Origin of the sequence: Povalibacter sp. (genome assembly GCF_036735925.1) — a bacterium.
GTDB lineage: Bacteria > Pseudomonadota > Gammaproteobacteria > Steroidobacterales > Steroidobacteraceae > Steroidobacter.
On sequence record NZ_DAINNK010000019.1, the window covers coordinates 1 to 22,013 of the forward strand.

At 62.7% G+C, this 22,013-nt stretch carries 25 protein-coding genes; 21 read left to right on the forward strand and 4 right to left on the reverse strand.

Annotation, left to right across the window (positions count from 1 at the left end):
• The 21 genes from V7D81_RS08090 to V7D81_RS08190 form a co-directional block, all read left to right on the forward strand.
• Nucleotides 1-814, forward strand: an 814-nt coding sequence (locus V7D81_RS08090; protein ID WP_324315643.1) for an alpha/beta fold hydrolase, incomplete at its 5' end; no start/stop codon positions are given.
• A gap of 122 nt (nucleotides 815-936) precedes the next feature.
• Nucleotides 937-1,224: a BrnT family toxin gene (locus V7D81_RS08095; protein WP_324315644.1), complete on the forward strand. Its 288-nt coding sequence runs from the start codon at nucleotides 937-939 to the stop codon at nucleotides 1,222-1,224.
• Nucleotides 1,196-1,471 (forward strand): hypothetical protein, encoded by a 276-nt coding sequence (locus tag V7D81_RS08100; RefSeq protein WP_324315645.1) that lies wholly within the window; start codon nucleotides 1,196-1,198, stop codon nucleotides 1,469-1,471. The genes V7D81_RS08095 and V7D81_RS08100 overlap by 29 nt, the downstream gene beginning before the upstream one ends.
• 29 nt (nucleotides 1,472-1,500) lie before the next feature.
• Complete coding sequence (locus V7D81_RS08105) at nucleotides 1,501-1,950, forward strand: hypothetical protein (RefSeq protein ID WP_324315646.1); 450 nt, start codon at nucleotides 1,501-1,503, stop codon at nucleotides 1,948-1,950.
• Between the two features lie 22 nt (nucleotides 1,951-1,972).
• On the forward strand, nucleotides 1,973-2,308 hold the full coding sequence (locus tag V7D81_RS08110) for a ribonuclease E inhibitor RraB (RefSeq protein WP_324315647.1): 336 nt from the start codon (nucleotides 1,973-1,975) through the stop codon (nucleotides 2,306-2,308).
• An 82-nt stretch (nucleotides 2,309-2,390) separates the two neighbouring features.
• The gene (locus tag V7D81_RS08115; RefSeq protein WP_324315648.1) at nucleotides 2,391-2,693 is read left to right on the forward strand and encodes a hypothetical protein; all 303 of its coding nucleotides are present in this window, start codon (nucleotides 2,391-2,393) and stop codon (nucleotides 2,691-2,693) included.
• Between the two features lie 82 nt (nucleotides 2,694-2,775).
• Nucleotides 2,776-3,255, forward strand: coding sequence for a hypothetical protein (locus tag V7D81_RS08120; protein ID WP_324315649.1), 480 nt, complete (start codon nucleotides 2,776-2,778; stop codon nucleotides 3,253-3,255).
• 145 nt (nucleotides 3,256-3,400) lie between these two features.
• Nucleotides 3,401-3,868: a hypothetical protein gene (locus tag V7D81_RS08125; RefSeq protein WP_324315650.1), complete on the forward strand. Its 468-nt coding sequence runs from the start codon at nucleotides 3,401-3,403 to the stop codon at nucleotides 3,866-3,868.
• 208 nt (nucleotides 3,869-4,076) lie between these two features.
• Nucleotides 4,077-4,793, forward strand: a complete 717-nt coding sequence (locus V7D81_RS08130; RefSeq protein WP_324315651.1) for a helix-turn-helix transcriptional regulator — start codon at nucleotides 4,077-4,079, stop codon at nucleotides 4,791-4,793.
• 220 nt (nucleotides 4,794-5,013) lie between these two features.
• Entirely contained in the window at nucleotides 5,014-5,235 is a 222-nt protein-coding gene (locus V7D81_RS08135) for an addiction module protein (RefSeq protein ID WP_324315652.1), read from the forward strand.
• A 2-nt stretch (nucleotides 5,236-5,237) separates the two neighbouring features.
• Entirely contained in the window at nucleotides 5,238-5,540 is a 303-nt protein-coding gene (locus tag V7D81_RS08140) for a type II toxin-antitoxin system RelE/ParE family toxin (RefSeq protein ID WP_324315653.1), read from the forward strand.
• Between the two features lie 58 nt (nucleotides 5,541-5,598).
• Nucleotides 5,599-6,384, forward strand: coding sequence for a hypothetical protein (locus V7D81_RS08145; RefSeq protein WP_324315654.1), 786 nt, complete (start codon nucleotides 5,599-5,601; stop codon nucleotides 6,382-6,384).
• Nucleotides 6,385-6,426: 42 nt separating this feature from the next.
• Nucleotides 6,427-6,744, forward strand: a complete 318-nt coding sequence (locus V7D81_RS08150) for a hypothetical protein (RefSeq protein WP_324315655.1) — start codon at nucleotides 6,427-6,429, stop codon at nucleotides 6,742-6,744.
• 135 nt (nucleotides 6,745-6,879) lie between these two features.
• Nucleotides 6,880-7,533 (forward strand): HAD family hydrolase, encoded by a 654-nt coding sequence (locus V7D81_RS08155; RefSeq protein WP_324315656.1) that lies wholly within the window; start codon nucleotides 6,880-6,882, stop codon nucleotides 7,531-7,533.
• Nucleotides 7,534-7,590: 57 nt separating this feature from the next.
• On the forward strand, nucleotides 7,591-8,019 hold the full coding sequence (locus V7D81_RS08160; RefSeq protein WP_324315657.1) for a GNAT family N-acetyltransferase: 429 nt from the start codon (nucleotides 7,591-7,593) through the stop codon (nucleotides 8,017-8,019).
• Nucleotides 8,020-8,094: 75 nt separating this feature from the next.
• Entirely contained in the window at nucleotides 8,095-8,424 is a 330-nt protein-coding gene (locus tag V7D81_RS08165; RefSeq protein WP_324315658.1) for a DUF6176 family protein, read from the forward strand.
• 64 nt (nucleotides 8,425-8,488) lie between these two features.
• Entirely contained in the window at nucleotides 8,489-9,205 is a 717-nt protein-coding gene (locus V7D81_RS08170) for a hypothetical protein (RefSeq protein WP_324315659.1), read from the forward strand.
• 238 nt (nucleotides 9,206-9,443) lie between these two features.
• Nucleotides 9,444-9,743 (forward strand): hypothetical protein, encoded by a 300-nt coding sequence (locus V7D81_RS08175; RefSeq protein WP_324315660.1) that lies wholly within the window; start codon nucleotides 9,444-9,446, stop codon nucleotides 9,741-9,743.
• A 48-nt stretch (nucleotides 9,744-9,791) separates the two neighbouring features.
• Complete coding sequence (locus V7D81_RS08180) at nucleotides 9,792-10,325, forward strand: lipocalin-like domain-containing protein (RefSeq protein WP_324315661.1); 534 nt, start codon at nucleotides 9,792-9,794, stop codon at nucleotides 10,323-10,325.
• 107 nt (nucleotides 10,326-10,432) lie between these two features.
• Complete coding sequence (locus tag V7D81_RS08185) at nucleotides 10,433-11,542, forward strand: NADP-dependent oxidoreductase (protein ID WP_349257633.1); 1,110 nt, start codon at nucleotides 10,433-10,435, stop codon at nucleotides 11,540-11,542.
• Between the two features lie 92 nt (nucleotides 11,543-11,634).
• On the forward strand, nucleotides 11,635-12,861 hold the full coding sequence (locus tag V7D81_RS08190) for an MFS transporter (RefSeq protein ID WP_324315663.1): 1,227 nt from the start codon (nucleotides 11,635-11,637) through the stop codon (nucleotides 12,859-12,861).
• A 3-nt stretch (nucleotides 12,862-12,864) separates the two neighbouring features.
• Here V7D81_RS08190 and V7D81_RS08195 read toward each other — a convergent pair whose 3' ends face one another.
• From V7D81_RS08195 to V7D81_RS08210, 4 genes are all read right to left on the reverse strand, one after another.
• Nucleotides 12,865-14,694, reverse strand: coding sequence for a sensor histidine kinase (locus V7D81_RS08195; protein ID WP_324315664.1), 1,830 nt, complete (start codon nucleotides 14,692-14,694; stop codon nucleotides 12,865-12,867).
• A gap of 102 nt (nucleotides 14,695-14,796) precedes the next feature.
• On the reverse strand, nucleotides 14,797-15,456 hold the full coding sequence (locus V7D81_RS08200) for a class I SAM-dependent methyltransferase (RefSeq protein WP_324315665.1): 660 nt from the start codon (nucleotides 15,454-15,456) through the stop codon (nucleotides 14,797-14,799).
• A gap of 200 nt (nucleotides 15,457-15,656) precedes the next feature.
• The gene (locus V7D81_RS08205) at nucleotides 15,657-15,968 is read right to left on the reverse strand and encodes a DUF2845 domain-containing protein (RefSeq protein WP_324315666.1); all 312 of its coding nucleotides are present in this window, start codon (nucleotides 15,966-15,968) and stop codon (nucleotides 15,657-15,659) included.
• 186 nt (nucleotides 15,969-16,154) lie between these two features.
• Nucleotides 16,155-21,941, reverse strand: a complete 5,787-nt coding sequence (locus V7D81_RS08210) for an OmpA family protein (RefSeq protein WP_324315667.1) — start codon at nucleotides 21,939-21,941, stop codon at nucleotides 16,155-16,157.
• Between the last annotated feature and the right edge of the window lie 72 nt (nucleotides 21,942-22,013).

The following is a 22,013-nucleotide window of genomic DNA, read 5'->3' on the forward strand; positions in this document are numbered from 1 at the left end:
AACCCAAGACGGCACCGAAATCTTCTACAAGGACTGGGGCGCGGGCCAGCCGCTCGTGTTCCACCACGGATGGCCGCTGAGCGCAGACGACTGGGACGCGCAGTTGATGTTCTTCCTGCAGAAGGGCTTTCGCGTCATTGCCCACGATCGCCGCGGCCACGGCCGCTCGTCGCAGACGGACAAGGGCAACGAGATGGATACGTATGCCGCCGACGTCGCCGCACTCGCTGCCCATCTCGATCTGAAGAACGCGATTCACATCGGCCACTCCACCGGCGGCGGCGAAGTCGCCCGCTACGTCGCGCAGCACGGCGGCGGCGGGCGTGTGGCCAAGGCCGTACTGATCGGTGCCGTGCCGCCGGTGATGGTGAAATCGGAAAAGAATCCCGGCGGCCTGCCCCTCGAAGTGTTCGACGGCTTTCGCGCCGCACTCGTGGCGAACCGCGCCCAGTTCTATCGCGACGTCCCGTCCGGCCCCTTCTACGGCTTCAACCGCCCCGGCGCGAAAGTCATGGATGGCGTGATCGACAACTGGTGGCGCCAGGGCATGGCCGGCGGCATCAAGGCGCACTACGACTGCATCAAGGCCTTCTCCGAAACGGACTTCACCGAAGACCTCAAGAAGATCGACGTGCCGACGCTCGTCATGCACGGCGACGACGATCAGATCGTGCCCATCGCCGACTCGGCGCATCTGTCCATCAAGCTGCTGAAGAAGGGAACGCTCAAGGTGTACCCGGGATTCGGCCACGGTCTCTGCACCATCAACGCCGAGGTCGTGAATGCGGATCTGCTGGCGTTCATCCGGGCGTAGTCGATCGAGGCGCTGGCCGATGGATGTCGGCCGGCGCGATGCCCGTGAACAAGCCGCTGCTCCCAGCAGCGCCGGTTTTCCTATATATGGCTATATCGCCATATCGATGCTAGCCTGCGGCGATGACAACCAGCTTTGAATGGGATCTCGACAAGGATGCAGAGAACCAAGAGAAGCATGGCGTCAGTTTCGATCTCGCCCAAGAGGCGTTCCTGGATCCACGGCGTGTCATCGCTCGCGATCTCGCGCATAGCAAGTCAGAGGAACGCTTTTACTGTTTCGGATCCGCGGGCGGAGGAGTTCTTACGGTGCGCTTCACTTACCGGAACGACGTGATTCGTATCATAGGCGCCGGCTACTGGCGCAAAGGCAAGCGAATCTATGAGCAAGAAAATCAAGTACTCGAATGAACCTATCAAGGCAGAGGTCATTCGCGACTTCCTGCCATCACCCGAGCAACTGGTGGCCGGGGAGGAAGGAATCAAAGTCACCATTTCCCTGAGTCGTCGCAGTGTCGACTTCTTTAAAGAGGCGGCGGAGCGTAACCACACGTCCTATCAGAGAATGATCCGACGTCTTCTCGACACGTACGCAGATCAATATCGCGGAGATCTGACAAAGCGTTCAACGAGAACTGCGAGGACGCAGGCGCGTTGACTTGCGGCTCAGCTCAAACGTTGGGGCACATGAGCAAGAAGCAGGAAATTCTCGCGCTGGTGGTGGCACCGTTGTTTCCCGCGGTAATTGCGGCATTGCTCATCGGGCTTCGCCGCAACGAGTTCGACTCAGACACGGCAACGGCAGTAGCGCTTGGTTGTACCGCGGGCGGCTATATCGCTGGTTTCTGCATTGCTTGGCCGCTCCTGGGGATATGGAGACGCTTGGGCTGGACCGGTCCCGCAGCCGGCGCGGTGCTGGGCGTGGTTTCTGCGACATGTCTGACGTTCGTACTGACTGCTGCGCTTATCCGGTTCAGTCGAGGTGACGTATCGTTGTTCAGAGGTTTCCTGAACTTGCTCGCATTCACGGCGCCCATGGGTGCCGTCGGCGGCTTGGCATTCTGGTGGTTCGGAATGCAGAGCTCCAGCAATGCGCTCCAAGGGGTGACGTGCGAGACGCAGGCCCGTGAGAAATAGCGCTAGAGCTCAAGAGTCAGCAGTGATCAAGTCGCGAAACTACGATCGAAACATCGCTGTTGTGAAAGCATTGCGCGATGCTGGTGCGGATTTCCGGAAGCAACATGCCTTGGAGCATCATCTCTATTGCTACACGCAGGCGAGCTTCGAATTGGTTCAGTCTCTCGGCATCCGCCTTGGATACTCTGTGGCTCATGAAGGAAAACATGAAGACGAGCAAGATCTCTGGTCACTGGATCTAGTCAAGAGAAGCGCGCCGGACATCGAATCTGTAGAACGACAATCTCTTGAAATCGAAGAGATTGCGGAGCGGGCGAATGCGAAATATGACGGGTGGGGAACAGAAGTCGAGCAATAGTTGTAACAACGCGTTCAAGAGGCGATGTGCGAAACGCACACGCCTCAATGCGAGCGTTAGGCATAGAGAAGGAACGTAGAGCGTGGACTCGTCGCAACTGAAGGAAATGAAGCGGTTTCGTCGTGGATTCCGTTTCGTCGGAGCGATGTTCTGCCTCGTTGGCAGTGTGATGCTGATCGCGTTTGCTTCGTTGCTGCTGGATCCAGAATCAACCATCATCGACAACGGCGTCCGTACGAATGCGTTCGGTCCAAAACTGAGCGCCACCATCTTTGTGGCTATGTTTGTCCTTGTGGGTTTGCTGTGTCTTTTGGCGCCAAAAAGGATCTTCGATAGGCTGTTCGTTTGGCGTCAGCCCTTGTTGTCATCCTGGTTCTCGAAGTGACGCGGATGCATAACAAGCCGCTGGTTGCGACGGGGCCAGACGAGGCACCTGCCTGCGCTCCACAGCGGCGACGTTAGGCACCATGAATCGCAGTGCAACTATCTGGGCTGTGATACTCGTGGTCGCTGGCGCCAGGTGTGGAGCTGCCGAAGTTGCTCTGGACGCCGAACGTATCGCCCAGGCACTAAAGAACTGGGAAGCGCTGGAGGCTGCGAGCTATACCTACGATCTCGGTATCGGCATAGGAGCGCCATTTGGCTATGGAGAGTTTCATGTGAAGGTTCGCGATGGGAAATGCTCAGCTCGCCACTACGGCGGGATCGGTTTTGGCCGTCCCAAGCTCATGAATCGGCTGCGCTACCAGCCATGCCGAGAGGGGTATCTTCCTCGTGAACTGATGGAACAGATTGCTGGTGAGGTTTCCAATGGCCGCAAGCTCGTGGAGCTAAAGATCCATCCCAAGTACGCATTCGCCGTTGGCGCATCGACGGACACCGACAAACTCTATGACGCAAGCTGGAGCTTCGAGATTCGAGAGTTCAAACTGCAGGATCGTCGTTGACGGCGCCGACTCGGCGTTGCAGAGGACGGGAACCCATGGAGTGCCCCGCCACGGGCGAGTCCGCGTCCTGCACTCCTTGTCGCCGTGCGCTCGCGTGCTGATACACCGGTGTGCCGCAGCTGAGCTTGAACGTTAGGCATTCAGAATGAAAGCCGGAGACATTCTCGGAGCAATCGGTGGAGTCGTATTCGGCACCGTGGGGCTTATCTTCGCGCCATCACCTGCGTACGATCCTGAAGGCTGGGGCTATTGCGGGATATCTGCTGCATATCCAGTGTATCTGCCAGAACCGGAGAAGGTTCCTGGCGAGCATTACTTCTGCCTCGATTGCTATGAATGCGTCGTAGATCCGCGCGGCGTCTTCCTCCTCCTGCTCTATTTGGTAGCCGTGTTCACAATCTCCGGTGCTTTGGCTTCCCGGATTGGCGAGGCAATCACCCCAAGCCGAGGGGCGGTGTCGGCGGCAATTGTTGTGGGCCCCGCTTTGCTGCTGATGATTCACTCTTTCGAAAGAGTGAATGTGCCTGTTACCGCCGTGATCGCGGTGGTCGTATTCGGAGGGCTGGTGTCGTCCGCGTACTTGGGCGGCGTTCTGGCGAAACGGAATGCCTAACAAGCGGGTCAAGTACGCGCACTGCTCGCTCGACTCGCAAAAGCGAAGCTCTTTCGCTCGCGGCTCAACTGCGACGTTATGTTCTTGAAAGCCAAAGCAAAGGCGCAGGTGGCGGCTAGGTGTCGTCTCTTTGTCGCCCTGCTGTCGTGTTCCGGGTACGTGAACCGTGTGTAGTTTCGCTCGCGGTAGCAACTCCGGAGCACTCCACATGAGCGTATCGAGCGATGTCATCCGAGAACTACGTCGAGAACGAGGATGGTCCCAGGAACAGCTTGCTGCTGTCTCCGGGTTGAGCGAGCGAACCATTCAGCGCATTGAAACGGATGGGACGTGCTCACTTGACTCGAAAATGGCCCTGGCATCCGCCTTCGAGCTACCCCCATCGGCATTGAGCCCAAAGGAAACACTGTCCGCAGCAGCATTGGAGTTGCAAACAGACTGGGCCGGAGCGGCTGGCTTGTTTGTATGCGGGCTTCTTGCGCCAGTTGTTGTTTTGCTGACTGCGACCAACCGGCTCTGGGAAATTTCTGCCTTTGGTGTTGTCATCGGCCTGACCGTCATGCTCTCAGTCATGTCTCACGGAGCAAGAGCCACCTGGGTTTTCTTTGATCGCACTTCGTGGATCGTGCGATATCCGGTTCGAGCCCCCGGGATCAACGGATTGATATCGCACGCCAGAATGGTCATCAACACCGCATACGCCGTAGGCCTTCTCGCATCGGCAGTAACCGGGCTTGCGATTACCATTTACGGCGCCGCGGCGGCCCAGACTCCGGCAATCGCATTGCCTGTGGCGCTCAAACCTCTCATCTATGCAGCTCTATTTTCGGAATTCTGGATCAGACCATTCAAGCGAAAACTTCAGCGAATGTTGGCCAGTCAGATGGAGCGAGGAACCGAAGGTGCCTGCGGCGAACGAACATGACAACACTTCGAGTCCGCGCGCGTTGCGCGCCCGACTCGCAAAGGCGAAGCGCCTTCGCTTGTAGCTCAAGTGGAGCGTTTGGGCTTCAGAATGAACAGTGTCTTTGAGAGGCATGCCCAACAATGCACTGCAGGCGACGAAACGCACGCGCATGATGGGCAGCGTTGAGGTTTGAAGAGTCGGATTTCAGGATTTGTGCGGCGGTGCTAGAGTCGACCTCATGAAAGCCATTCGCCTTTCCGATGTTCTGGGGCTTCCCGTCGCCGAGCGCCTGAAGCTGGTGGAAGCGATTTGGGACAGCATCGCGGATGCACCGGATGCGCTGCAGTTAACAGAAGCGCAGCGGGCTGAACTGGATCGTCGCCTGGATGAGTACGAGAAGAATCCAGAGGCGGGCTCACCTTGGTCTGAAGTGAAGGAACGGATCCTAAAAAGGGGTTGAGCTTGCACCTCATTGTCCGCCCGGATGCGGAAGCCGACATTGCTGTTGCTTATGGCTGGTACGAAGAACAGCGTGAAGGACTCGGCAAGGAATTTGTGGAAGAAGTCTCTGCCGTTGTCGCCGCGGTTCAATCCGAGCCGCTGCGCTTCCCGGCGACATTCAGAACTCTACGGCGAGCGCTGGTTCATCGCTTCCCGTATGGTGTCTTTTTCGTTGTCCGTGCCAACACCGTCGTTGTTGTGGCCGCAATGCACCTGGCACGCGATCCCCGACGCGCCCATCGCCGAGCGAAATCAGACCTCTGACAAACGTTTCGAGCCGACGCGAAACGCACGCGCGTGAGCAATAGCGTCTAGGCGTTACATGAAAGCCCATCTCCGCTTCCTGGCTATCTGCGTAACGACGCTTCTCGCCGCGTGCAATAGCAACGATTCCCCGGGAAGCGAGCCCGCCCGTGTGCTGTTCCTTGGAAACAGCGTCACTTATGTGGGAAATCTGCCTGCGGTTTTTTCCGCACTATGCAACGCGTCGGATAGGAACTGTTCTGCGGAGATGATCGTTCAAGGCGGCGCGACATTGACCGATCGAGTCGATGATGATTCGCTGGAACGACCAACGGTTGAGGATCGCTTCGACTATCTGATCCTGCAGGAGCGGGGTGGCGACCTCATGGGCGCCCAGATTGACCGGTCGGAAACGCAGAAACACGCCGAGAGTTCGGCCGCGACGCTTGTTCGCACCGCACGCGAGCATGGGATGGAGCCTGTGCTCCTCGGCACCTACCAGGGATCGTCTTCGGCTTCGCGCGCACTCGTCACAGCGGAAACGGTGTTGGCAAAAGCGCTCGATGCCGCTTACGTCCCGGTATCGAATTACCTGGACTGCGGAAGGCTCAAGAACGGCGCTCTGCGATGGCTTGACCGTGACGGAATGCACCCCGGACCGGAGCTGACGCTGATGATGGCCACCTCGCTCTATCGCGAGTTGTTTGGCTCGTTCCCGCCGGCAGGCGAGATTGTCGTTCGCGCGCCGATCTATCCGGTCTCGTCCGGCTTGAGCGCGGAAGGGTTCGCAAGTGCGCAGCCGATCCTTCCGGGGACGGGAGCTTCAATCACCTACGATGCCGCAACGGTTTCGGGCTGTGATTGAAGTCCTGCAGGCACCATGCGAGTGACGCCTGGCAATATGCACATGACGATCAGCGAGAACCGGATTGATTTCGCCGCGGTCATTCTTCTTTGTCTGGCGGGCCTCACCTTCACGTTGCTGATCTGGGTCGCCGGCTCGCCGCAATACGGCGTTCTATCCACGCTTTGGCGAAAGCCGGGCATACCGATGCTCGTGGGCTGCAGTCTCATCGCTTTCATCCTCGCCGCCTGCATCCTGCGACGCTTGTATTGTCTGGAAGGCCCACGTCCTCATGGCCTGCTGGCATTCAGCGTGGTAACGGCAACGCCTCTTGTATTCTTCCTTTACGTATTGGTGGCCAGGTTTTTCTGTGGTGAGTAGGCGCCATTCAATTGCTAGAACTCGCCTCGTGAGCGAATACGCACAGCAATGGCGGCAAATTTGTTGGTCGGCACCTCTTGGCCTGCGTTCTCGCGCCGCGCAGCTCCAGCGCAGATTGGACGCAGAAGGAAGGCGATGACGCAGCCTCGCGCACTGGTTGTATTCGATCTTGACGGCACACTCCTGCGCGGGCCCACTGTATGCGAGGTGCTTGCCCAATACGTCGGCCGCCTGCCGCGTATGCAGGAGTTCGAGCGACTGAAGCAGCGAAACGGGATAGCGGCAGCACGGGAGGAAATGGCTGCGTGGTACCGGGACGTGCCGCGCCCGGCGCTCCTGCAGTCGCTTTCTCAGGCGCAGCATGCGCCGGGTCTCGCCGAAGGCATCTCGTTGCTGAAGGCTCACGGCGTTGTCATCGGCATCGCTTCGATCACGTGGCATTTCGCAGCCACTTACTTTGCAGACGCTCTTGGCATCGAGCATTGTCTCGCGACCGGGCTGCACGACTCCGGCGCCATCGACCACGTCTGGCCGGAACACAAGGCTGCGTGGGTGCTCGACCTGGCCGCTCGACTGAAAGTACCTTTGGAACGCACCGCAGCCGTAGGCGATTCCGCCGGGGACTACGACATGCTCAGCGTCGTGAGCACACCGGTCTTCGTAGGCGCAGAGCCGCCGCCGCAGGCGGGTTGGCGCCATATGCCGGCCGCCAATATCGAGCACATCGCCCGACATTGCATCGGCCTGTGGTCGTTGCAGCCGAACACGGCGCTGCAGCGCGACGCGTGAAGGCATCCAGCTGGCAACGCTGTGCGTACGTGAGGATGGACTTTCGATGGTGAGCACATGATCAGAATCCGCACCCCAGAACCCACTGACTCGCAGGCACTCATCGGGTTGATTCAGCAGTTTCCGACACCGACGCCGTCTTCTGTTGCGCGGTTGACGGAGATTCTGGTTCGAAAGCTCGGCGATCCCGCCAGCTACGTGCTCGTTGCAGAGAACGAAGAAGGATTGATCGGCTATGTATCGGGATGTCGGCGCACGGCCTTCTATGCGGGCGGAGACACCGCCTGGGTCGACGAAATCCTTGTCAGTCCGAGTCATCGCGGAAGAGACATCGGCAGCCTGCTCATGGAAGAGTTCGAACGACGCGCCGCAGCTGATGGCTGCAGGTTGATTTCGCTTGCGACGGCCGGGGCCGGCCCTTTCTACTCAGGGCGCGGCTATGAAACCAAGGCGGGCTACTACAAGAAGTATCTGGGCATTGCCTGACAAACCTGCGGCCGATTGCCGCGAAGACGCGCTCCCGGCTAAGCGGTAGCACCATGCTTTCGAAGGAGTCCGGAAGTGGAATACGCAGCAGCACTCGTCAAGCTGAATCCCGGATCAGAAGAGAAGCTTGAACTATGGCGCAGCACGATCGCTGCGCGGCTCGACGAAGCCGCAGCGACACTGAAGGATGAAGACGTAAAGGTGGAGTCCTACTTCGCCATCGAGATCGCCGGAGAGAAACATCTGCTTTGGTATCTTCGTGCAAAGTCCATCAAGCGCGTCTTTGAGGTTGCGGCACGATCGAAGCATCCGATCGACAAGTTCCACCATGAAATGCATCAGGCCATCACGGCTGCCGTCACCATGGCGACTCCGCTGATCGACATCCCCCGTGAAGGCGAATGACAGAGAGAGTCGCGTGAACAGAATACGTCGAGTCGTGGCTGTGGTCGTGTCGCTTGGGATATGGATGGCGCAGCCCATTGCCGAATCTGCCGAATCAATTCCAGATCTTCTATTGCCCGTCGACGAGGCGGATCTCGTTCGATTGCAGTCGCCGTCGAAGTACGGTTTGCGTCATCAGGCCTACTTTGCAAAGCGATATCAGATCGTTCGCATCAACTTTGCTCTGTTGGAGACCGCTGGCCAGACATTCGATGTTGCAGCATTTCCCGATACGACCCTCCGGATGGTGGCGCGCGACGTAGCCGGTATTCCTTCGGGTGAGAATCTCCGGGAATGGACCGGCGAAATCGTCAGCCCGGCGATTCCGCCGGACAGCGGCGTGGATTCTCCGGACGTTCTGCATCCACCCGTGAACTTCTGGATTCATACCGGTGCGCTGCCCGTTCCTGTTCGCGTAGCGCGGGAGATCGAGCAGGCGGGAGGAAAATCCGTGGTGTTCGGCGCGCTGCCGGATCAAGACCCGCACGCGTTTACGAAGATCGATGTCCAGACGCTTTCAGGACGATGGTTTGTCCCTGCGCTGAACGCCGCATTCGTTATTCAGCCCATCGAGGACGATCCTCGATTTCACATCTTCTATGAAGCGGATTTCGACAAGATTCCTCAGGGCACCCACCCCGGCAATGCGATGAACGAGGAGAAGCTGCGCAGAATGCGTGAGTTCCTGGACGAACTCGACAGCGAGCGGCGTGCCGCCGAAGAAGCCCGGAGCAATCGTTAGGCAGGCGGAAATCAGGACACGCGATCATGCAACCTTTCAAGCGCCACACTCGACGCAGGCGGCACGACCCCTGCGAAGCGGGGGGGATGGGGATCCTTGTGGGTCAGGCTTCAGCCTGACTCTGAAAGAAGGCCGGCTGAAGCCGGCCCCACAGCAAGAGGCCCCCACCCCAACCCTCCCCCGCAAGCGGAGGAGGGGGAGGAAAGGCAGTAGTGCCGAACTCTTCTCGACGCCGAGAATGGAACTGCAAATCCGCAAGACACAGGTGGGCGACATCGAGGACATGTTCTCGGTGCGTGCTCGCACTCGCCAGAATCCGATCCCGAAGGAACGGCTGGCGGCGTACGGAATCACGTCTGAAACCAGCGCGGCCAACATGGCGAGTCGAAGAGTTCAGGGTTGGGCGTGCTTCCATGATTCCGTTCTCATCGGCTTCTGCAACGGCGACGGTGCGACTGGCGAAGTATTGGTGCTCGCGGTGTTGCCGGAATACGAAGGCCAGGGGACCCAAGGGTCAGTCACTGGAAAACGGCGATGAGATTCTGGTGCTCGAGTCGAACACGGTCCGCTGACCAGGAGCCGAGCCATGAAGCTTCTCCCCTGCTCTCTTGTTGCCTTGCTGCTGGCAACAGCGACACCAGCCCTCGCGAACGACCTGTCCGGCGTCTGGATATTCCAGAAAGAAACCAATGCAACGCCCGCCGGCGAAGAGGTGCAGGTTCCGGGACCGGCCTACGAGGGTGTTCTGATCTACACGCCGGACGGCTACGTGTCAGCGAACCTGATGCCGAAGGATCGCAGCTGGAACGTGGATACGGCGAAGGCTGAGGAACTGCGCAGCAGCTTCGAGGGTTCGTCGACAGGCTATGCCGGTCGCTACGAGGTCGATGTCGAAGCGGGCACGGTGGTGCACATTCCATCGGTCAGCCTGGATCCCGCCGATACGGGTCGAAAGCTCGTGCGTAGCTACACCCTGGACAAAGACACTCTGAAGCTCTCCGGCCACTGGCAGTACCAAGGCAGGGACCTGGTCTTCACGGTATTCTGGATACGCGCGGACAACGCACCGCAAACAACTGCAGTCGACACGCGAAAAGCGCCCGGCGACGTCGGGCAGTGACACCTACCGGAGGATGGCCATGTCCAGCCAGCGCGTCTTCGCCATCAAGTTCTCGGCTCACGCAGTTACCTGATCAGACGCTCACATCACGAACCGGACCAGGAGGAATCAGCATGTCGACACGCAGACAGTTCATCGCATCGAGCGGCGCTATCGTCGGGACCAGTCTGCTGGCTGGTGCAGCCTTCGGAGCGGCGGCACCGCAGATCAACCGTCGCATCGTGCTCGCGAAGCGCCCCGACGGCGATCCGACCCCGGCTGATTTCCGGCTGGAGGAAGTGCCGATCCCGGCACTGCGGGACGGCGAAGTCCTTCTCCGTACGGTGTATCTGTCGCTCGATCCTTACATGCGCGCCCGCATGAGCGATGCCGCCTCCTACGCGGCGCCGACCGAACTGAACCAGGTCATGGTCGGCGGAACGGTCAGCCGCATCGCGGCTTCGCGCAATCCGCGCTTCAAGGAAGGCGATCTGGTCAATTCCTACAGCGGCTGGCAGGAGTACCAGGTGAGCAACGGCATGGGCATCACGCCGCTCGATGCGCGCATTCCCAAGCCGTCGTATGCCTTGGGCGTGCTCGGCATGCCCGGTCTCACTGCGTACGTGGGCACGCTCGATCTGGGCGCGCCGAAGCCGGGCGAGACGCTGGCTGTTGCGGCCGCAACGGGTGCGGTCGGTTCGGTCGTCGGCCAGATCGCAAAGATCAAGGGACTGCGTGCCGTCGGTATCGCCGGCGGACCGGAGAAGTGCAGCTACGCCGTCAAGGAACTCGGCTTCGACGCGTGCATCGACCATCGCGACGCGGACATGCCGCGCCTGCTGAAAGACGCCTGCCCGAAAGGCATCGACGTCTACTTCGAGAATGTCGGCGGTGCCGTCTGGGATGCCGTGGTGCCGCTGCTCAACACGCATGCACGTGTACCGTTGTGCGGCCTGATCGCCCAGTACAACGCCACCCGTCTGCCGCCCGGTCCGGATCGCAGCTCGCAGCTGATGGGGACGTTCCTCACGAAGCAGGTCAAGGTGCAGGGTTTCATCATCTCGACCTACTACCACCGTCAGTCCGCCTTCATCGCCGACATGAGTACGTGGCTGAAGGAAGGCCGCATCAAGTACCGCGAAGACATCACGCAGGGTCTCGAGAACGCACCGCAGGCCTTCATGGGTCTGTTCAAGGGCAGCAACTTCGGGAAACTGCTGGTGCAGGTCAGCGAGTAGAAGGACTCCTGTGGGGCCGGCTGAAGCCGGCCTGAAAACAGTCAGGCTAAAGCCTGACCTACAGCCTGATCTGCAGGAATCCGCAGCCCGCCATGAGCCTGGCATCGCACCTGACCCGCACACACAAGATCTCGCTGCTGGTAGCGCTGTACCTCGCGCAGGGGCTGCCCTACGGATTCTTCACGCAGGCGCTGCCGGTGCTGCTGCGCGAAGCGGGCTACTCGCTCAAGATGATCAGTGCGCTCAGCCTGCTGTACCTGCCGTGGGCGCTGAAATTCCTGTGGGCGCCGTGGCTCGATCATCGCGGTGCGCCGCGCCGCTGGCTGCTGCTGTTCCAGGGCGCGTCGATCGTCGGCGCACTGGCATTGACGCAGCTGCAGCTCGATCATGGATTGATCGCAGTGCTGATCGCGGCGTTCTTCTTCAACCTCATCGCCGCTTCGCAGGATGTGGTGACGGACGGCCTGGCGGTGCGGATGCTCGATGCGAGCGAGCGTGGTTACGCGAACGGCATCCAGGTCGGCGCCTATCGCCTCGGCATGATCTTCGGCGCCGGTGTGCTGCTCATCGTCTTTGCGCGCACGAACTGGGCGGTCATGTTCGCCTGCATGGCTGCACTGCTCGCGCTGACGGTGCTGCCGGTCGCATTCCTGCCGGCGATGCCGCGACCTGCGGTCGAACCGGTCGAGACGAAGACGCTGCTCCTCGCGTGGTTCCGACGCATGCTGACGCCGGGCATGCTCGGTTTCGCAGGACTCATCTTCTGCTACCGCTTCGGCGATGCGATGGTCTCGAACGTGCTGGGCCCGTTCCTGTCCGACGCCGGCCTCGACAAGGAAACGATCGGCGCCATGAAGGGCGTGGCAGGCAATGCCACCAGTCTGGTCGGCGCCGTGCTCGGCGGCTGGTACGTGTTTCGTGTGTCGCGCCGGCAGGCGATGCTGGTCACGGGCCTGGCGCAGGCCGTCGCGTTCGTGCTGTACATCGTCGCCGCGTGCGGGATCGGCGGCACGTCGCTGCTGTGGGTCGCCACGGTGACGGAAGGCGTCATCGGCACGACGGCGACGGTCGCGCTGTTCACGCTGATGATGGATGCGTCCGATCCGGAACATGCGGGCACGGACTACACGCTCTTCGCCAGCTTCTTCGTGCTGGTCAACAGCGCGGGAACGTTCGCGTCGGCGACGATCGTCGATGCCTTCGGTTATGCACCGGCCTTCATCGTCGGCACCGTGCTGGCCGTGGCGGGGGTACTTGCGCTGGTCGGTACGCTCGATCGCAGGCCGACGTCGACCCGCATTGCCGACGCCTGGCGCTGACGCTCAGGCCGGCGGCATGGCCACGGCGGGCAGTTCGACGAAGAAACAGGCGCCCTCCCCCACGGCGCTCTGCGCCCACACGCGACCGCCCATGCGCTCGACGGCCTTGCGCACCAGCGCGAGGCCGATGCCGGTGCCGGGATACTGTTCGTCGCGATGCAGCCGCTGGAACACGTTGAAGATGTGATCGTGATACTGCATGTCGAAGCCGATGCCGTTGTCGCGGACCGTCAGCAGCACGAGGTTGCCGGTGCGCTTCGCGGCGATCGCGATGGCCGGCTGCGGCACGGCACTGGAGTACTTGATCGCATTGCCCAGCAGATTGCGCAATGCCAGCGCCAGTCCGTCGGCGTCGAGAAACAAGGTCAGCGGTTCGATGTCGACGGCGAGCTGCACGTGGCGGCGTTCCATCTCGTCCGCGCATTCTTCCACGACCGAGTTCACCAGCCGCTGCAGCTCGATGTGCGTCGCGTTCAGCTGCCGGCGCTCGGTGTTCGCGTACGACAGCAGATCGTCGATCAGCGAGGCCATCTTCAATGCGCCGCCGCGCAGGCGCTTCAGGTAGGCGTCGGCCTGGGCGCTGACGTCGTTGCCGAGTTCGTCGCGCAGCAGATGCGCGAAGCCGTCGATGGCGCGCAATGGCGCCTTCAGGTCGTGCGCGACCGCGTACGAAAATCCTTCCAGCTCGCCGTAGGCGCGTTCGAGCTGCGAGGTGCGTTCGGCGACGCGCTTCTCCAGCACCGCGTTCAGATCGCGGTAACGCAGCTCGCTGTCGCGCAGATCCATGTTGGCGTCGTTGAGACGACGGTTGGCCTCCATGAGTTCGTTGTTGAGCCGCTGCGCGTCGCTCTGGATCAGAGCCTCGCGCACGCCGAGGATGATCGCGAACAGGATGAACAGCCCGGCCGTCCACGCCAGCGCCCGCGGCGTGAGCGTATCGGCGCTGACGATGCCGACGCTGATCATGCTGATGATCAGCAACGCCGGCACCACGGCTTCGAGCCAGCGCTCGCGACGCAGCAGCCGGCGCGATGCGCTTGCGGCCGGCGTGGCGCGCAACCAGTCGCGCTCCGCCGCCGCCCACGACAGCAGGCCGAACAGCAGCAGCCAGCTGGCATTGATGGCATCGCCCGGCAGATACGTACGCAGCATGAGCGAGCGGATATAGATGAGCGTGCAGGCCGCATAGATGCCGGTGCCGGCCACCAGCTTCAGCATCACTCCCCACGTGACGGTCCAGCGATACGTCCACAGCGTGTAGAGGACGTAGAGAAAGGTGGCGCTGATCATGGTGGTCTGCAGGGCCGCAAGCCACAGCAGCTTGCGCGGCGCGCCGGATTGCAGCGCCGGTTCGATCAGGCCGAGCGTCACGGTCATCGCAAGACAGCACAGCACGAGCGCCACGTTGCCGAGCTGCTTCGGCATGAATGGCGCGTCGTGATGTTCTTCCGGCAGCTGGCTGGTCGCTGCGATGACGAACAGCGGGAACAGCGAATAGAACACCTGCCCGATGCCGAGAAACGGCATCGCGATGCCCAGCACCAGCTGGTTGTAGTTCCAGAAAAGCTGACCGATCACCCAGCTCGCGCAACCGGCGCCCAGCAGCCACCAGCCCCGGGCGGCCGACCCTTCGAGGCGTCGCGCGGTGCGCAGGCAGCTCCAGCACGCGACCAGCGACGACAGCGTCCAGCCGATGTCGTTGATCCAGACTTCGGCGCTGTCGTCGGCGAACCAGATCGCGATGAGATAGAGGCCGATGCCGGTACACCAGGCGGCAGCGATGCGCCTGGGGTCGATCGTCTTCGGGGAAACCTGCGGGATTGCGATGGCCATCCTGGATACGCGACTTGATCTGGAGAATACCGGTGGCTGCGATTCTTCCTGTAGCGGCTGGCTTTAGCCAGCCTCAGGTTGTGGGAAGAGGGCAGATCGCGGCTATTCGCCCGCGGGCCGCGTGAACTGCAGGATGCGCCCCTTGGCTTCGATCTCCGGTCCGCCCGTCCGACAACGCAGTTCCGTGCGCGCATAGCCCTGCGCCTCCAGGCGTTTGCCGAGCTGGCCGCGATAGCCGCGGCCCGGATCGGCGATGAGCACCGTGCACTGCGGCTGCGCGTGCCGTTCGATGAATCCGGCCAGCAGCACGGCGTGATCGGGCTCGTACAGCACGTCGCTGGCGATCAGCAGATCGAACCGGCCCAGCGATTCGTTCGGCTCGCCCCATGGCGCATGGCGATACGCCACCGGCGGCAGGCCATTCAGTCCGGTGTTGTGACGCAGGAATTCTTCGGCGAGCGGATGGTTGTCGCTCGCCGTGACGTCGGCGCCGCGACGCTGCAATACCAGGCTCGAAATCGCCATGCCGCAGCCCATTTCGAGGATGCGCAGGCCATCGACAGGAAAGCGCGACAGTTCTTCCGCCAGCGCCAGTCCCACCGGCCAGATCATGCCGAAGATGGGCCAGGTGGCCGAGGAAATGCCCGCGCGCTCCGCAGCACCGTCGGGATCGTGGAATTGCTGGCGGTCAGCCAGGATGCGCAGCCGATAGTCCTCGCCGCCGATGTGTACGGTGACGATCCGGGTGTTGTAGCCGCTCAAGCGTTTCTCGGAAGGGAGGGTTTCACACGGAGATCACGGAGATCGGAAGAAGAGAAGAAGGATTTTCCACGGGGGACACGGGGAGCACGGGGACAAGAAAGATCTTTTCTGTTCCGGGCCCCGTGTTCCCCGTGTCCCCCGTGGAAATTTTCTTCTTCCGATCTCTGTGATCTCTGTGTGAAATGCTTCTCCGAAGAAACTCACAGGATGCGCTCGATCGAGCGCACCTTGCCATCGACGATGGTGATCCTGATCGGCGCGGCGCGACTGCCGCGGTCGTAGGTCCATTCCTCGATCACGGTGGTGCCGACGACGACGGATGCGCCGTTCGGGTTGCGGGCGCGCACCTCTTCCTCCCGCACCTGCTTCGATGCCGGCTCACCGCACTTGTCGACGATCTCCGCCACCGACAGGGACGAATTCACGATGGCACTGCCGCAGCGGATGGTCTCGTCGGCGAGGACGGGAACGGCGGCGATCAGTGAGAGCAGCAGGAGGAGTGCGGCGCGCATGGGGCGGGACTCTACGCCGCGCGCCGCGGCGGCGGAAGCGCTCTTCCTGTGGGGCCGGCTTTCCCACGGGGATTTCCTTCGGTCACAGCCGGCCTGAAAACTGCGATCCGCTTCTTCCTGTAGGTCAGGCTTCAGCCTGACTCCTCAGAGGCCGGCTGAAGCCGGCCCCACAGCAAGAAAGAAGCGCTACTCCGCACTCCTGCGCCCCGGCCGCAACGCATCCAGCGACAGATCCTTGAACGTGTCCTGATCGGCCTTCATGCGGAACTTGATGAACGGACCCTGGGCCGTGTAGCGGCTGGCTTCGAAGTCATCGTCGCGGAAGCCGGTGAAGTTGTAGCCGATCGAAATCCACACGTTCTTCGCCAGCGCATACCCCAGGTCGACGCCGACCGACGTTTCGCTCACGCCCGACTGCAGCGAGTTCAGCATCGTGCCGTGCAGGCCGACGTCGACGCGGTCGGTCAGGTCGCGACGCATGTCGAGGCCGACCAGGTTCGACAGGCCGCTGTAGCGCTCATCGTCGAAAGTGCTGCGCACGTAGCGCGCGCCGAGTTGCAGGCCGACCTGCGTCCACGGGTTCATCTGCCAGTTGGCGTTCAGGTTGTTGACGATGCGCGCCGATTCGAATTCGCCGAACGTATCGCTGCTCGACTCGTGCTTGAGATCGAGGCGATCCAGCACGATCCAGGCGCTCGTCGCCGGGCGATAGGCCCAGGCGAGCTGCGTTGCGGCGGCGGTGGTGTCGCTGCCGGCGGCGAACTGGCTGTCGAACCAGGTCGTCGTCATCGCGAAGGCGTGGCCGGCGATGGGCTCGCGATAGAAGCCGCCGGTGAAGACGCAGCGATCTTCCTGGTCGGAATGGCGATTCTCGGCGCGCGAGGCGAAGGTCCAGAACTCGCCGCGGAACGTCGCGCCGACGAACGCCGCCAGGTAGTCGCCGTTCATCGAGCCCGAGGCCATCGAAGCATTGGGATTGAACGGCGACACCGCGCCGCCGCGCACGGTGCGGCTCTGGTCGACGCCGAAGTCCAGGTCCCAGCGCTCGCTCGCCTTCCAGCCCTGCATCAGGCCGAAGTTCGCGAACACGCGCGGGCCGTACTCCGTCGTCTGCTGGCTCATGCTCGACTGGATCTGCGCGCGTTCCCATGGCGAGGTGCGCACGCCGACGCGCGTCATGTCGGCATCGAAGTCATCGCCATCGGCGTGTTCGTATTCGGCGAAGAACGTGGTGCTGGCGCGCCAGTGCCAGTCGATGCCGATCAGCGAACGCGCCGGGAAATCGATGCTGGAATTCCTGCCGCCGAGCGGCAGATCCTGCGCCGCGCGCAGTGTGACGAGATCCTTGAACAGATCGAGACTGCCGTTGACGAAGGCCTGCTGCGACTGGCGCTCGCCGTCCGTGAGCCCGGTGTCGGCCACGTGACGCGCGCCGACGCCGACCGTGTAGTCGTCCGATTCGCGGCGCACTTCGGCGCTGACGTAGTCGCGTTGCGCGCCGCTTTCCAGCATTTCCTGACGATAGGTTTCGCCTTCGAGCGCGAAGCGTTCGGTGAAGTGATAACGGGCATCGACGCCGAACTTGCGCGTGCCCTCCTCCGACACCATCTGCTGGCCGAGCCCGAAGCCGGCCTCCTGCTCGCGCAGATAGGCGCGTGCGTCGAGCGTTTCGGTGACGTGTTCGAGCTGCGTGAGATACGCCGTGGCCTGCGACGCGCGGGCCGGATCGTCCGATTCGCTGCGTGCGACTTCGGCTTTGAGTTCGGTCGAGGCCGCGATCTGCCAGCGCAGATCGGTGCCGGCCAGGCGCGAATCACCCGCGGTCGCGCCTTCCTGCAGATACGTCGCACCGAGTTCGACACGATCGCCGGCGAATTTCACCGAGCCGCGTCCACCCGCCGTGATTTCCGACTCACCGCCGCTCAGCACTTCGTATTCCGCCACGATGTACACGGGATTGAAGTTCGAATCGCGGCTCGGCACCGGCTGCTTGAAGAACAGCGTGCCGTTCAGATAGTCGATGCTGTAGTCGATGAACGGCGTGAGCTCGCGCGATTCGAGCACGACTTCGCTGTGGAAGCGGTCGCGCACTTCGATGCGGAGCTTGTCGCTGTTGACGATCAGCGGACGGCGCGACAGTCGATACAGGCCCGAGGTGCCGTCGCCCGCCAGTTCGTCCTTGACGTAGCCCTGTTCAGATTCTGCAGCGAACGCGGTGTAGCCGAAGCGCTCGCCCGCGTACTCGGCCTTGAGGCCATTGAACGTGCGGTTGTAGCGCGACAGCTCCGTCACCGTCATGCCGGTGGTGAAACCACCGAACAGCGCTGCGAACTGACGGCGTTCGATCTTGAGATACAGCTTCTCGGTGGTCGCCGCTTCGAAGCGCTGCTCGGTGGCATCGCCGTACAGCGTGTAGAAACGGTTCGGATCGACGGTGCCGAGCAATCGATCTTTCTCGGCTTCGTGATCGCGCGCCGAGTCGTAGGCGATGGTCAGCAGCGTGTCGCCCTTGATTGCGCCCTTGGCGAAAAACGCGACGCGCTCGGCCGTCGAGTAACCCTCTTCGAGCCCCGCGTCGGCCGCTGACTGCATGTTCTGGCTGATGCGGTTGTAGGCACTCGTGCCTTCGGCGATGCCGACCAGGATCCAGTCGCGTGCGCGCGGTTCGAGCCACACGCGGATCTCCTGTTCCTGGCGATCGTTGAGGCGCAGCCTGACGATCGCGGTGCCGGCCTGTGCGGTCGGCTCCAGTTCCAGGCGCGCGATGCCGTCCGCATCGACGCTGAAGGTCGGCGAGCTCGTGCGGACATCGATGAGCTTGTTCTCGTTGCGCGACTGCACTTCCCACCAGGAACGATACGGCTCGCCGACGCTCCAGCCGCCGAGCGTGCCGGGCCGCGCCGGCTGGCCGTAGGCATCGACCATGCGCAGCGCGATGACGGGATGCGTCGTGCCGTCGGCAATCAGCGTCGAAGCGGTGCGGTCCACCTCGGCGCGCACGGCGCCGCCGGCGTAGTGGATGCTGCGCTGGAATTCGGCGACGGCCCGATCGTTCTCATCGAAGACGCGCGCGCTGAGTTCGTTCTCGCCATTGCGCAGCGCGACCGCGCGCCAGCGGCTCAGTGCGACCGTGCCGGCGGCATTGCCGGTCACGCCGTCGAAGTTGAGCGCGCTGACGGGCGAGCCGTTGACGGCGAGTTCGACACGCTGGTTCGGCAGATGGCGGATCGCCACCGACAGACTCGGGATCGCCGGCAGTTCGTCTTCGAGCGGCGTCACCCAGTCGGTGCCGGGCTGGAGTTGTTCGACGTCGATCTCGCGCGGCTTGTCGCGCTTCACGGCGAGCGATGTGGGCGCGGCAGCGACCGGCGCCGGATCGAGCTTGCCGAGCGTCGCGACGGCCGGCGAATCCGCTGCTGCGCGATGCATGGACAGGCCGCCGGCCGCTTTCACGCGCAGACTTTCGAGCGCAATGTCGATACGGCCGTGCAGCGCGCGCGGCGGATCGGCATCCGTCGTCGCCGAAGCGCCGCTGCCTTCCACACTCACGCGGACAGGATCGATGTTCAGTTGCGTGCCGAGATATTTCGCGACGGTATCGGCTCGCGCGAGCGACAGCGTCTGCGGATCGGCATCAACGACCGGATTGCTGGCCGCCAGCAATGCGGCGTCGCTGTGACCGACCACGTTCAGCCGCAGGTTCGTCACGCCGCGCCATTCGGCGACGATGCGATCGAGCTGTTCGCGATCCGCCGACTGGAGCTGCGCAGCGGCGATCTCGGCGCGCGGCGTGAAGCGATACGAAGCCGTCTCGTGCAGCATCTGGCCGCGCAGCGCGACGTTTTCTACAGCGGCAGTGGCCTGATTCTTCGCCGACGGCGTGTCGAAACGCGCCACGGCCTTTACGGTCAGCGCGCCGCTCGACACCTGAGTCGGACGGGTGTCGAAGGTCAGCGTCGGCGTCGTGCCTGCCGCAAGCGTGCCGAGCTTGAATACCAGCACGTTGTCCATGACCGTCGGATCGTCGATCGCTTTCGAATCTAGCTGTGCGCTGCCCGGCACGTAGGTCAGTCCGTCAGACAGCACAGTCATGATCTGCGCATTCGCGACGGCGAGACCGGCGACGCTGAGCGCTGCCGTGTGCCGCAATGCCTCGTCGGTCGCGCGCGTCTGGAACTGCAGCTTCACCTCACCCTTCGCCGGCTGCTTGCGCTGCACGACGAAGTCGCCGCGCCACAGCGCGCCGCCGCGCACATCGACGAACTGCGAGTACGCGCTGCCGGCCGCACGCACGCGGCCCGGGCAGGTTGCGGCCAGGTGCGTCGACGGAATCGTCACGGTATCCATCTGCACCACGTGCGAGCCGGGCGCGACATCGTCGAAGTGATACTTGCCGTCGGCATCCGTCACCGAGTAGCGCCCGTCTTCGAGATACACGCGCACGCCGCCGACGCCGCGCTGCTGTTGGGCGAGCGCCGAGCATTCACCCTCGACGACGCGGCCCATCAGGATGGCGCGTTCGCGGAACAGTTCTTCGCGCAGCGCGATCGTGGCCTGCGCAATGTTGGAGGTCACGCCGTCTGGCCCGGTGGCCTGCGCACTGTTGACGAGCTGCCGGCCGTGCGCCGCGACCGTGATTTCGACGACGTAGCGGATCTCCACACGTTGACCGGCGCCAAGCCGTCCATGCGTGAACGTGAGTGTGCGGCCATCCGCCGAGATCGCAGGGTCGGGCACGGCGGCGCCTTCGATGTGCGTCGAGCCGGCGCGATAGCGCGCGCCCTGCGGCAACCGGTCTACGATCTGCACGTTCGCAATCGCTGCGTTGCCGGACGTGTTCTCGGCGACCAGCGAGTACTGCACGAAGTCGCCGACCGCGGCGACCGTGGTGATCGTGCTCTTGCGCAGGAAAAGCTGCGAAGCGCTCGCATCGACAGGCACGTCGATGGCGACGGTCGGGCCGGCGCTGACCGTGAATTCGCGACCGAAGGAACCGTCTTCCAGGCGATACGGGCCGCCCGGCGCGTTCGCGAGTTCGGCGAGGCTCAGAGTACTGGGGAAGGCGTGGCCCGCGGGCGGATCGACTTCGAGGCGATAGCTGCCGATCGCGACCAGCGGAAAGCGGAAGACGCCCGCCGGCAGCGAGTACACCATGCCGCCGGAGTCGGTGACCTGCTCGCCGGTGACCATTTCGGCGGGATAGCGGCTGGCGCCGTCGTCGCCGAACACCTGCGCGAGTGAACCGGTAGTCGCATCGATCAGACGTACGCGCGCGCCGTCGATCGGCGTGCCGGTGGTCGAGTCGAACACGAGACCGTAAGGATCGACGAGTGCGCTCGCATTGCTCGTGTCGTTGGCGTCGACGGGATCGACGTAGATGGAATTGATGGACGCATTGCGCGCGACTTCGAGCACGCAGTTGCCGGCGCTCGCCCCTGCATTCGTTGTGGCGGCGCGCGTCTGGATGTAGCCGGCGAAAACGCCGGTGTTCGGGCCGGTTTCGGCGAGGCGAAGCACTTCGCTGTCGCCGGCGGGCGTGGCGACGCGCAACTCGGCGATGTCGATCGCCGTGGCGTCGAGATTCTGGTCGGCATCGGCGAGTTGCAGGAAGGCGGCTTCACCGCCGTGCAGCGAAGCGGTCGTCGTCAGGGCGACGGGTTGCGACAGATCGATGACGACGCCGGCGGAGGTGAGCGGCGCGGGCAGCGTCGTGACGGAGTTGCCCGAGCGGCACTGCGTCGGATACACGGTGCTGCCAGTGTTTGCACCGGTGAGATCGGCGCGCAGGATCGTGAGTGCCGAACGCGTCGGCGCTGCGGCAACCAGCGCACGCACCGCATTGCTGGTGATGGTCTGCGGCGTTCCCTGCGAGGTGGCGAACGTCACGCTCGCCACGTTTTCGATCACCGTGCCCGGCGCAGTCTGGGCGAATGCGGACGTTGCAAGCAGCAGCGCGAAGCATGCGACGAGCAAGCGAAGCGAGGAAAGACCCCCACCCTGCCCTCCCCCGCAAGCGGAGGAGGGGAAGAGAAAGAAGCTGCCCAT